This is a genomic window from Nitrosomonas sp. Nm84, from assembly GCF_003201565.1.
GTDB lineage: Bacteria > Pseudomonadota > Gammaproteobacteria > Burkholderiales > Nitrosomonadaceae > Nitrosomonas.
Window position 1 is genome coordinate 52789 of sequence record NZ_QJJP01000019.1, and the last position, 11802, is coordinate 64590.

Sequence of the window (11802 nt, forward strand, 5' to 3'; positions counted from 1 at the left end):
AGCGAAGCGATGAAAACACGGGCAACTCAAATCTACACACGATGCATTTTCTAGACTTATGCCTTGGAGATAATGCTCCCGCAGATTAAATGTTTAGCTTTACTCAGTCCCAGAATTTTCCTAGACTCTTAGGTAATTCATTTCGTAAGTAATGAAAATTCCGCTGAAAGATATGTTCATGTCTTGTGGGAAAAAGACCTTGAAGGAGTGCACGAATGACAACAGTCAAGCCGAATCGAGGCTATTTTCCGGGTTTCCCAATCCAGCCCGCAATCTGTTTCCTTGTATGTTTGCTGGCATGGTGCGATATTTCAGTAGCACTGGCCGATGACTATGCATGCAAACAAAGCGGCGAGACGCACATCTGGATCTCGCCGATCAATCCCACAGCCGATGCGCCGGTTAAGATCATGGCGGTTGCCACCGATGGCCCTATTGCAGAATTGACCGTGTTCGACAGCCAAGGACGCCGTATACCACTGCAGTCCCGCCATCGCGGCGGCCCGCCTTGGAGCCTTAGCACCAAATTGGAAAGACTCTCTGCGGGGCAGTATCGAGTGGTGACGCACCGGGATGGCAATCTCATCGCCTGTTATCCGCTGATCGTAGGTGAATCCAACAAACGAGAAAACCCTATAGAGTGGAATCTTGCCACCGAAGCTTTCTACTCTGCCTGGATCGAAGCGCTGTTTGGCGCACCACCTGGAGAAAATCTTAGCTTTCCCTCCTTGGAGCCGGTGCTGCGTAACACCGAGCGCAACTTCCTACACAACCATCTCGGCCTCGACGAAGACAAAAACCTGCCGCTAACCCCCGATTGCGCCGACCTGCCCTACACGTTGCGCGCTTATTTTGCTTGGAAAATCGGATTGCCAGTCGCTTTTCGCGCTTGCGGGCGCGGCTCGACCAAGGCACCGCCGCGTTGTAGCGCAGCCACCATCATGATTGAATTTACCCAAGGCATCAGCTCACAGGCCAATTTCAGAAAATTCAGCAGACAATTGGCAGATACCGTCCATTCCGGTTCGCTACGCACCGGGCTTGAAGATGAATCCACCGATTTGTATCCCGTTCCGCTCAGCCGCGAGACGCTGTGGCCGGGAACGGTCTATGCCGATCCCTATGGTCATGTGTTAGTGTTGGTTGAATGGGTGCCACAGACAATTGATTATCCTGGCGTGTTGTTGGCCGTCGATGCGCAACCGGACAACTCGGTCGCCCGTAAGCAGGTGTGGGAAGGCACCCTGCTGTTTGCCAATACCGCAAGCGCCGGGCCGGGCTTCAAAGCTTTTCGGCCTTTGGCGCGCATGCCTTCGGGCAAATGGCGCATGTTCTCCAACGATGAGCTGATCGACCAATCCGACTTCACATTGTTTTCTTTGGAGCAAGATCAACTCTCTCCTGATGACTTTTACGCGAGACTCGCCCAACTTATCAATCCTGACGGGCTTGATACCAGACAAGTTTACGAAGCCACCTTAGCTGCACTGGTGGAGCAAATCGAAACCCGCGTCAACTCAGTAAACAATGGTGAAGTATATTTCCGCAAGAATCCGCGCAGCGTCATCCCGATGCCTAGCGGTGCAGCGATTTTTCAGACCGTCGGCCCATGGGAGGATTATTCCACGCCTTCTCGCGATATGCGTCTCCTCATCGCCATTAATGTACTGAGCGACTTGCCCGAAAAAATTGTGCGCCATCCCGAATTATTCATAATGAACGACAAGCCCCCTGAAGCAGCCAAAGCTGAAATTGAACAATATCACGCACAGCGCATCCAGGAGCACAGCATCCGCTATATCCGCACGGACGGCAGTCCATGGGCGCTTTCTGTCGCCGAGGTATTGGCACGGAAGTCAGCCTATGAAATGGCCTACAATCCTAACGACTGCATCGAAATTCGCTGGGGCGCAAAACCGGACACCGAAGAACATTCTACTTGCCGTCGCCAAGCACCCGCGGAACAACGTGCAAAAATGGAGCGATACCGGATTTGGTTTCGGGAAACACGAAGACCCGTACAATAAATAAAGCACCCCGCCGCAAGCAGCGGGGTATTAACCGCGCTCTTCAATCTGCTGGTTTTCAACCAGCTTCCGCCCCAAGGGGCGGGGAATTGAACCCGCAGAGATTAAAAGACAACGACAGCAGATTAATCAGATCATTCAGACAGGATTTCAGGCTAACTGGACTATTGCCTGATAATGTTACGAACCGCCTAAACCACCTAAGCCGATTTCCGGCTTAGGTTAACAAGAATAGTGTATTTCAAAGACTAATTACACATTCCTGTTTGGGAACCATCTTCCTTGGTTTCTTTACCGTCCGCTGTCACACATGAATTCTGACAAACACCTGATTTTTTACATGCTTTTCCAGCTGGAAGGCTCTTTTTATCAATACAGGCTCCTTCTACCAAATAACAGACTTGATTAGCACCACAGGCGCTTTTCCCATCTTTCTCGGTTTCCAAACTACAGGCTGCGAAAACATGGCTTGAGGCGAAAACCATTGCAATGACAAGTGCTAGTACACTTACTGATTTCTTAAACATATTCTTCTCCATTTCTATTTTAATTGGCACGCAAAAAGCTCTTTTTGCCCATTTAGAATAGCAGAAAAAATTTTACCAAATAGAGATTGTTGCTAAATATTGATAAATCTCAAATCGACCTGAATCGCAACAAGATTCTTGGCGCAAATTGCCGCAGAGTTCGGTAAGTTAGAAGATCTAAAGAAAAGACAAATAAGACTGGTTTGACGTGCCCCATTTTCAGACGTGAGCCGAGGTGGATAACACCTTGCGAATACATCAATGGGCTAATCATGTCATTCCATTCTGATTCATAAAGGATTTACGAAACTGTATTTCCTGTCAATGAGAGGAAGCGACTTTTGAGACCACCCATATAGAAACTCAGTTTTATTCGATTCCAGCCAATAGATCAGCGTTGACCACCACACTCGCCCATCTCACGAAACAGGACATTTCGACTATTTATTCCATGGCACTTATCTCATTAATTTAATGACATCTTTCTCTATTAAGATCAATCATATTAATACATTATATGCCACGTAACGGATGTGCTTATGGCTTATGTAACAAGTTAAAATTGAGGAGTAAATGATGAAAAATTCTTTGCGATTGACAGCAGTCTTTGTTGCCCTGTGGTTTGGTTTGTTATCGAATACCAGAGCAGATGCAATCCCATATCCAGCCTCTGGAGCAGAGGATTCGACCCAATACACTTTCACAGCAACAACAACAGGCGAGATTGGTGCTTATTTTTACAATCAATCAGCAAGCTATACCAATACCCTGTCATTACTGGTAAATGGTGTAATCACTCCAGAATCATCTGCTGGGGTATTAAACAATCACACCTCAAGTATCGGTGATTTTGTGAGTCTTGGCTTCGTACACGCAGGCGATGTACTCACATTTCAGTTGAATGTCATCACCACAGGAAACACCTTATATTCGGACAGTACGCTAAACGCTGATGGCGTAAATCATGTTTACTCTACGTCATTTTCCGGCGATACCGCCCATGGCATTCCAACCGGAACCTATGTAGGATTTGAAGATATATATGGCGGTGGAGATTTTGATTATAACGACGAAACGTTTGTATTCACCAATATCAGCGCCGTTCCGGAACCGGAAACCTATGCCATGTTGTTGGCGGGATTGGGACTCATAATTCTTACAGTACGCCGTAGCAGAATCGCATAAGGAATAGAGATCTCAGCATTATTTTTCCGATTACCTCCTGTACTATCGTATAGGAGGTAAAACTAGGTAGTTCTAATATCTAATAGGGTGAAGTGCACTTCCACGCCCACCTTGCTTACCGAATCCAGAAAACCGGCATTGGAGAACTTGATTTTTTTAGACCGTTTACCGGTTTATATACAAGAATCCTATCTGCCGTATCACATTGATTCAATCAATCTTTGTATAAAAAGACTATTTCCACTTGCTGCTGCGATGTCTCGGACAAACCATGCATCAACTTGCTGTACACATAAAAACCCAAATATTTTAGCTGAGGCATGAATCGCCGTGTTCATCAGCCTTGCAAAATGAGACATCCAGCCTATTCACACTTAGGACATTATAACTATTCACGACAATCCATTCTTAGTACATCTATCTTATTAATTTTATGACAATTTTCTCTATTAAGGCAAAAAAATTTAATGCATGATACGTCGTATAAGTTCTTGATTCTTAGCTTATCGCTGCATTAAATTTTTAGGAGTTAAATAATGAAAAGTTCTTTACGACTAATAACTGTTTCTGTCGCTGTGTGCTTTGGTTTGAGCGCAGGAGCTGCAAACGCTGGACTATTTGATGGACAAACAGTGAATTATCAATATTATTTTCCAGACTTGACCACCTCTTATCCTGCCGCTGCCAATGGTAATTACTTGGTAGACTCTAGTGTAGAAGTATCTAATGTCGTCGATGGTTATGGCACACTGGATTTTAGTAGTGATAGCTTTGTCATTTCATTTACCCATGGGTCCAGCTTCTCATCGACACCGTTTAATGGATTTGTTGTTAGCGATATATTCTCAACAATAGATTCATTTATTTCGTTTAACCTCATTTCAAACGCTGGCGTTTTAGGAACGCCTACTCTGAGCTTTGATGCAGACCATTTATACGTAAACTGGCAAGGTCTTAATTTTGGTGGAGGAGATCTGGTTTTTACCATTAACTCAAATACTGCGGTCAGTCCAGTCCCAGAACCGGAAACTCATGCCATGTTAATAGTTGGACTTGGTTTGATGGGATATACAGTGCGCCGCAGAAGAATTCCAGGTTAATCGACAACTACGATTACATTAGGTCGCGAGACATGACAACTCGTGGAAATATCAAAACACTGCAGGTACGTGAATAAACAAAATTAAGAAAACTTCATTAATAAAAAACCGCCTATTGAAGGCGGTTTTTTATTAATGAATTCATGAGATAGATTATTTCTTTTCTGACTCTATCTGTGACCATTAATGTCCTGGTTTGCTGTTACCACCAAATGGACGTGGATCCTGTCCTTCCTTGAGGCATTCACCATTACCACCTATTCCAAACTTACAGTCATCTACACTAGCGTTTGGATCGCCCATATTAGCATTTGAACAAGCAGCTAAGAATACTACTAAAGTTGCAGCAAAAATTGATAATTTCATCCTTTAATTCCTCATTTAAATTAAATTCACCATACTATTGTGGGTTTTGAGTATATAACAAAACTAATAAAAATTCCAAGTACCGCAAATTTGGTAGTCATTTCAATTTATGCTGGCGAACCTCAAGAACTGCGAAGAATCTCCATCAAATGATCGCCATACTTATCGAATTTACGCACACCGATACCCGTCACCTGACGCAATTCATCCTCCGTTTTAGGGCACAGACGCACCAATTCGTGCAAGGTAGTGTCGTGAAAAATCACATATGCCGGAACACCATGCTCCTTAGCTGTTTTTGCTCGCCACATGCGTAATTGTTCCCACAAATAACGCTCGGCTGAATCCAATAGCGCAACATCATCAAGCCGCTTCTCGGATGATTTTCTTAATTTTGTCTGTAGTCGCAAATGTACAGTTTGTTGCCCCTTGAGTACTGCTCGACTTGCCTCAGTTAAGTATAAGGCACCATGACCTTCACTATCCGTCGTCAATAGCCCAAGTGCTACAATTTGGCGGAATACCGCGCGCCAGGCTTTCTCCGGCAAATCTTTACCAATACCAAAAGTACTGATTCTGTCGTGATGCCATTGCTGCACACGTTCAGTCAGGTTGCCTCGCAACACATCAATTAGATGCCCTGCCCCAAAATTCTGCCCGGTACGATAAACACAGGATAACGCTTTCTGCACCTCTATGGTGGCATCCCAGACTTGTGGCGGGTTTATACAAGTGTCACAATTTCCACATGGTGTAGTATCCGCTTCACCAAAATAACTCAACAGGCGTGAGCGACGGCAAGTAGTTGTTTCGCACAGCGATAACATCGCTTCAAGTTTCCGGGTAGCAACCTGTTTAAATTTGAGCTGCGCTTCAGACTCCTCAATCATCCGGCGCTGCTGAATGACATCGCCGAGACCATACACCATCCAGGCATTGGCTGCCTGTCCATCACGGCCGGCGCGACCGGTCTCCTGATAATAACCTTCAATACTTTTGGGCAAATCCAGGTGCGCGACAAAACGCACATCGGGCTTATCGATTCCCATACCGAAAGCAATCGTGGCGACCATGACGATACTCTCTTCCCGCAGAAATTTTTCCTGATTGATGCTACGTTGCTGCATGCTCATACCGGCATGATAGGCCACTGCGCGTACTCCTTGGTTTACGAGCCAGGTCGCTGTTTCATCGACTTTCTTACGTGACAAACAATAAACGATCCCGGCATCACCTTGGTGCTCGGCCTGTATAAAGGACAGTAATTGTGTCCGGCTATTGGTCTTATCGATAATTTGATAGCGAATGTTCGGACGGTCAAAGCTGGAAACAAATACTCTCGCCGTATTAAGTCCCAGTCGTTCAATAATTTCTTTACGCGTATCCATGTCAGCTGTCGCCGTCAAAGCAATGCGAGGTACTTTGGGAAAGCGTTCATGAAGCACAGACAATTGAATATATTCCGGACGAAAGTCATGTCCCCATTGCGAAACGCAATGCGCTTCATCAATTGCAAATAACGCAACCGGAATACGAGCTATCAAGTTCAGAAACCGCGCTGTCAGTAACCGTTCCGGTGCGACATACAGCAAGTCATACTCGCCACATTGCAGTTTCTGTTCAACAACAACAGCTTCTTGCTGCGACAGTGATGAATTTAAAACTGCTGCGCGCACACCAATTTCGTGTAGCGCAGCTACTTGATTTTGCATTAATGCAATCAGCGGAGACACAACGATAGCAGTACCATCACGTAACAAAGCAGGAATTTGATAACACAGCGACTTGCCGCCGCCTGTCGGCATTAATACCAGACAATCGCCACCACTGGCGAGATGCATGATCACTTCTGCTTGCTGGCCGCGAAAGACAGGGTAGCCGAAAATTTCTTTGAGTATGTTAAGTGCGCTAGGCATGCAAGATACAACTACTGCTTATTTTCAATTTTCTACAGCCTCAGAAACCACATTTCGGCACACATGTTGACAATGATCACCAATAACCAAATTCCTAACTTCATCAGCAAATTTAGCTTTCCGTTCTGAATAAAAAAACGCGTTGCAATCGGCAATCAATCAGCACTGCAACCACCATTTCGTAATCCTCACGAATCATAAAGACTTACTTTATGATAGTACAACAGAATACTGATCCCGATATCTGCACGTTGATATTTAACCGCCTTGTTATACCAATCATTCGCATCGTTTCAAGTTATTCATTATATTGTGCTGGTATAATTCTATCGAAATGTATTTTTATTTTGCTTTATAAAACTTGTAACGCTAGTTTGGAGAAAGAAAAATGGTGGTAGCTGATGTTTTGAAATTGATTCAAGACAATGAAGTCAAATTTGTCGACTTACGTTTTACCGATACAAATGGAAAAGAACATCATGTAACCGTACCTGCGCATACTTTTGATGCCGATAAATTTGAAGATGGCCATCCCTTTGACGGTTCATCGATAGGCGGGTGGAAAAGTATTCAGGCCTCCGACATGTTATTGATACCGGATCCCGATACTGCCAACATGGATCCATTCATGGATGAACCCACACTACTGATGACATGCGATGTGGTCGAACCGGCGGATGGAAAAGGTTATAGCCGAGACCCACGCTCACTGGCCAAACGGGCAGAAATCTACTTAAAATCAACTGGCATCGGTGATGTTGCTTATTTCGGCCCAGAACCGGAATTTTTCATTTTTGATTCCGTTCGTTGGCATACCGACATGTCTGGCTGTTCGGTTAAAATCGAGTCGGAAGAAGCGGCTTGGAGTTCAGCCATCAAATATGAAAGTGGCAACATCGGTCACCGCCCTGCTATTAAAGGCGGCTACTTTCCAGTTCCACCGGTTGATGCACTGCAAGACATCCGCTCCGCTATGTGTATTACGCTGGAAGAGATGGGGATCGGCGTCGAAGTACATCACCATGAAGTCGCTACCGCCGGTCAATGCGAAATAGGCACACGTTTCAATAGCTTGGTTAAACGTGCAGACTGGAATCAGATACTCAAATATGTCATACACAACGTCGCGCATTCATATGGCAAAACAGCAACTTTTATGCCCAAACCCATTGTTGGCGATAACGGCTCAGGCATGCATGTACACCAATCCATCTGGAAAGACGGCAAGAATCTATTTTCCGGCAACGGTTATGCAGGGCTATCAGAAATAGCACTCTACTATATCGGTGGCATCCTCAAACATGCCCACGCACTTAATGCGATCTGCAATCCCAGCACCAACTCCTACAAACGCTTGGTTGCCGGATTTGAAGCGCCCGTCAATCTCGCCTATTCGGCAAGCAACCGATCAGCAGCGATTCGCATTCCACACACCAGCAGCCCCAAAGGACGGCGTATTGAAGTTCGCTTCCCCGATCCAACTGCCAATCCATACTTGGCATTTACTGCACTCATGATGGCGGGCCTCGATGGGATTCAAAACAAAATACATCCTGGTGACCCGATGGACAAAAACCTTTATGACTTACCACCGGAAGAAGCCGCTAAAGTACCCAATGCCTGCGCTTCACTCGATGAAGCTTTGGATTGTCTGGATAAGGATCGCGATTTTCTAATCCGCGGCGGCGTATTTTCTAATGATATGATTGACGCGTATATTCGCCTTAAAATGGACGAGGTAATATTATTACGCACTACCACACACCCTGTTGAATTTGATATGTACTACAGCCTATAAAGGCCATATAGGATAATCTAGGATACTCCAAATCTATAAACATAAGAATAAGCAAGAATTACTGGTTCTTTTTTTATCCTATACTTGATAAATAATTGATATACTGATCAAATAGTTGCAGTTATTATTAGATTTTTTCTATCAAAGATATGAAGACCAAAGCACTATTTATTCTATTGATTTTAATTCTATTAAATCCTTTATCGAATGTTATCGCTGGGACGAGTATATACAAACATGTTGATAAAGATGGCAATATCACTTTTACTAATCGTCGTATCAGTAATGCGCAAAAAATTTCAATCGCTTCTTTCTCCAGAAATACTGAACAATCAGGATCGCATTCGAAATTCCGTGTAAAAAATACGACGCAAAAAGAACGCGATACCATGCGTCGCCAGATTTTGGAAAAAGAGCTAGCGAGTGAAGAAAAACTTTTCTCAGAAACACAAAGCTCCCTCCTACAAATCAATAGCAATATGGAATCAAGTAACTATCAAGAAAAATCCGTACAACTCAAAAATAAACTATTCTTACATCAAAGAAATATAGCGGCGCTGAAGAAAGAGCTTGCTAAGTTGTAGAAACATTGAGAACCACAAACAGTTAAGATGGTGAACCATGAAAAGAAATGATCTTTTTTTTATTATGTTGGTTTCTTTTTCATGTCTGACACAAGCCGGTGTGTATAAGCACATTGATGGACATGGCAACGTAACATATTCAAACATACCCTCCAATAATGCAAAGCGCATTGATTTACCACCCATTGTTGTCGTTCCCTCTGTCAACTCTGAGGGAATAGAAGATAGAATTACAAAAAGACGAGAATCCACCAAAATCGAGGAACAACGCGAACAATTACAAAGTAAAATATCTGAAGAAGAAAAGCGTCTTAATGAAGTAAAAGACGAATATAAAGAAGGCGTTCCAGACCGTTTGGGTAGTGAGCGCAACTACCAGAGATACCTCAATCGAGTGGAACGACTAAAAGAAGAAATCAATGTTCGCGAAAAGAATCTAAATGTGCTAAGAAATGAGCTCCAGAATATACCTGGCAAAAGCAAATAATCAGGAAATCCAGACTCACATGGATAATTCCACCATCACTGGCGCATGATCCGAAGGACGTTCCTGTTTACGCATCGTCTTATCTATTTTGCATGCTTGGCAGGTTCTGGCAAGTTCATGGCTTAACAAAATATGATCAATCCGCAGTCCCCGATTCAGACGAAAAGCCATCATACGATAGTCCCACCACGTATAAGATTTTTCGGGCTGCTCAAATAAACGGAAGCTGTCCACAAACCCTAAATTAAGCAGATTACTGAAAGCATCACGTTCCAGTTGACTACACAATACTTTACCCTCCCAGATTTCCGGGTCATGGACATCACGATCTTCTGGTGCAATATTAAAATCACCCAGCAATGCCAGTTTTGCATGCTCTCTCAATTCCTGTTGCAGCCATTTGTTTAAGGCTGGCAACCACTTTAATTTATAATTATATTTCTCAGATTCAACGGTATCCCCATTGGGTACATAAATAGAAATAACGCGCAAATCCTCATAGGTCGCGGCGATGATTCTTTTTTGTTCATCAGCAAAATCAGGTATCGCGGTTACTATCTCACTGCCTTTTTGTTTGCTCAGTATCGCGACACCATTGTAGGTTTTCTGTCCAACAAAAACAGACTGATAACCCATCGCAGCAATTTCACTCTCTGGAAAATTATCGTCGGATAATTTCGTTTCTTGTAAGCACAACATATCAGGCTGATTGGCTCCCAGCCAATCAATTACTTGCGGCAATCGCACTTTTAGTGAATTTACATTCCAAGTTGCTAGTCTCATGTGATTGATTACGTAATGATGGTTTTTTTGACTAAAATTCCGCTGCATGACAGCTAGGCGGAAAAATCATGCTTTCTATTGGCTTATATTTTTCTAACAATTCACTCGGACTTATTTCATGATGCGCTGCAACCAGTGACTAATATCTACTACTTCTTGCTGACATACGGTATGCGCCATAGGATATTCATGCCATTCAGGTGCATAATTTGCAGCCAGTAATCTTTCTTTTGAAGCAGTAGCATGCGATATAGGTATCACAGCATCATAAGTACCGTGCGCCATAAATATTGGTATTGCGGCATTAACGGCGCAAGTTTCGAATGAAAGCGTTTCTGCAAGAGGCAAGTAGCATGACAGCGCTATAATTCCAGCTAGCGGATTGATCTGATGCAATCCAACTTGCAGTGCCATCGCACCACCTTGCGAGAATCCCGCTAATAAGATATGTGTTGACGCTATACCCCGCTGTATCTCTCGTACAATCAAAGCATCAATTGCTTTTTGCGAACCACAAATACCTGGCTCATCTTGATGATGATTAAAATCAGGATGAAAAATATCATACCATGCACGCATTATATAACCATTATTTATACTAACAGGCCGTTCTGGTGCATGCGGAAAAATAAACCGAACAGGCTTATCAGGAAACAGCTTCAGCTCATTGATTATCGGTACAAAATCATTCCCATCAGCACCTAGCCCATGTAACCACACAATTGCGTAAGTAGGATTCTCACCTGTTTCAACTTCAATGGATTGCAAATCAATAGGCTCAATAATCATATAATCGGCAAAATACTTAATGCTGGCGTCAATGATCAATAAAAACAGAATTTATCAAATCTACACTTTAAAGAAAAAAGCAAGCTTGAGAAAAGCATTTTAGCTGAAAAATATCTAACTTAGAGCCATAAAAAAGCCGGTACATCGGCTGTCTTTCGACAGTGGTGTACCGGCATTGATACTAACCTAGCTTATAGCTTGGTGAAGACTGGTATAACTGCTCCAGCAATACTGTTAATA

11 protein-coding genes are annotated in these 11802 nt (G+C 43.6%); 6 read left to right on the top strand and 5 right to left on the bottom strand.

The annotated features are described in order from the left end of the window. Positions 1 to 215 precede the first annotated feature (215 nt). Positions 216 to 2027, top strand: coding sequence for a hypothetical protein (locus C8R34_RS10535; RefSeq protein WP_110340488.1), 1812 nt, complete (start codon positions 216 to 218; stop codon positions 2025 to 2027). A 248-nt stretch (positions 2028 to 2275) separates the two neighbouring features. Here C8R34_RS10535 and C8R34_RS10540 read toward each other — a convergent pair whose 3' ends face one another. Next, positions 2276 to 2554: a hypothetical protein gene (locus C8R34_RS10540; RefSeq protein ID WP_110340490.1), complete on the bottom strand. Its 279-nt coding sequence runs from the start codon at positions 2552 to 2554 to the stop codon at positions 2276 to 2278. A 573-nt stretch (positions 2555 to 3127) separates the two neighbouring features. Between C8R34_RS10540 and C8R34_RS10545 the strand changes: the two genes are divergently transcribed. Then, positions 3128 to 3739 carry a DUF4114 domain-containing protein gene (locus tag C8R34_RS10545; RefSeq protein WP_258364461.1) on the top strand — a complete coding sequence of 204 codons (612 nt, stop codon included), beginning with the start codon at positions 3128 to 3130 and terminating at the stop codon, positions 3737 to 3739. A gap of 536 nt (positions 3740 to 4275) precedes the next feature. Beyond that, positions 4276 to 4839: a PEP-CTERM sorting domain-containing protein gene (locus C8R34_RS10550; RefSeq protein ID WP_110340494.1), complete on the top strand. Its 564-nt coding sequence runs from the start codon at positions 4276 to 4278 to the stop codon at positions 4837 to 4839. Between the two features lie 183 nt (positions 4840 to 5022). Here C8R34_RS10550 and C8R34_RS10555 read toward each other — a convergent pair whose 3' ends face one another. Both C8R34_RS10555 and recQ read right to left on the bottom strand, forming a co-directional pair. Continuing rightward, on the bottom strand, positions 5023 to 5205 hold the full coding sequence (locus tag C8R34_RS10555; protein WP_110340496.1) for a hypothetical protein: 183 nt from the start codon (positions 5203 to 5205) through the stop codon (positions 5023 to 5025). A 122-nt stretch (positions 5206 to 5327) separates the two neighbouring features. Continuing rightward, complete coding sequence (recQ, locus tag C8R34_RS10560; RefSeq protein WP_110340498.1) at positions 5328 to 7121, bottom strand: DNA helicase RecQ; 1794 nt, start codon at positions 7119 to 7121, stop codon at positions 5328 to 5330. Between the two features lie 388 nt (positions 7122 to 7509). On the opposite strand from recQ, the gene glnA reads away from it, so the two are divergent. The 3 genes from glnA (at position 7510) to C8R34_RS10575 (ending at position 9990) form a co-directional block, all read left to right on the top strand. Then, positions 7510 to 8919, top strand: a complete 1410-nt coding sequence (gene glnA, locus C8R34_RS10565) for a type I glutamate--ammonia ligase (RefSeq protein ID WP_110340500.1) — start codon at positions 7510 to 7512, stop codon at positions 8917 to 8919. 149 nt (positions 8920 to 9068) lie between these two features. Further along, positions 9069 to 9503, top strand: coding sequence for a DUF4124 domain-containing protein (locus C8R34_RS10570; RefSeq protein WP_110340502.1), 435 nt, complete (start codon positions 9069 to 9071; stop codon positions 9501 to 9503). Positions 9504 to 9540: 37 nt separating this feature from the next. Next, complete coding sequence (locus C8R34_RS10575; protein ID WP_110340504.1) at positions 9541 to 9990, top strand: DUF4124 domain-containing protein; 450 nt, start codon at positions 9541 to 9543, stop codon at positions 9988 to 9990. 15 nt (positions 9991 to 10005) lie between these two features. Here C8R34_RS10575 and xth read toward each other — a convergent pair whose 3' ends face one another. Then, positions 10006 to 10773, bottom strand: coding sequence for an exodeoxyribonuclease III (gene xth / locus C8R34_RS10580; protein ID WP_110340516.1), 768 nt, complete (start codon positions 10771 to 10773; stop codon positions 10006 to 10008). A 111-nt stretch (positions 10774 to 10884) separates the two neighbouring features. Next, a complete protein-coding gene (locus C8R34_RS10585; RefSeq protein WP_309146185.1) occupies positions 10885 to 11601 on the bottom strand; it encodes a carboxylesterase in 717 nt (238 codons plus the stop codon). Between the last annotated feature and the right edge of the window lie 201 nt (positions 11602 to 11802).

Bases quoted from the DNA above. Each gene is read 5' to 3' on its own strand.
- C8R34_RS10535 (WP_110340488.1), top strand. From the start codon at position 216: ATGACAACAGTCAAGCCGAATCGAGGCTATTTTCCGGGTTTCCCAATC.
- C8R34_RS10540 (WP_110340490.1), bottom strand. From the start codon at position 2,554: ATGTTTAAGAAATCAGTAAGTGTACTAGCACTTGTCATTGCAATGGTT.
- C8R34_RS10545 (WP_258364461.1), top strand. From the start codon at position 3,128: ATGATGAAAAATTCTTTGCGATTGACAGCAGTCTTTGTTGCCCTGTGG.
- C8R34_RS10550 (WP_110340494.1), top strand. From the start codon at position 4,276: ATGAAAAGTTCTTTACGACTAATAACTGTTTCTGTCGCTGTGTGCTTT.
- C8R34_RS10555 (WP_110340496.1), bottom strand. From the start codon at position 5,205: ATGAAATTATCAATTTTTGCTGCAACTTTAGTAGTATTCTTAGCTGCT.
- recQ (WP_110340498.1), bottom strand. From the start codon at position 7,121: ATGCCTAGCGCACTTAACATACTCAAAGAAATTTTCGGCTACCCTGTC.
- glnA (WP_110340500.1), top strand. From the start codon at position 7,510: ATGGTGGTAGCTGATGTTTTGAAATTGATTCAAGACAATGAAGTCAAA.
- C8R34_RS10570 (WP_110340502.1), top strand. From the start codon at position 9,069: ATGAAGACCAAAGCACTATTTATTCTATTGATTTTAATTCTATTAAAT.
- C8R34_RS10575 (WP_110340504.1), top strand. From the start codon at position 9,541: ATGAAAAGAAATGATCTTTTTTTTATTATGTTGGTTTCTTTTTCATGT.
- xth (WP_110340516.1), bottom strand. From the start codon at position 10,773: ATGAGACTAGCAACTTGGAATGTAAATTCACTAAAAGTGCGATTGCCG.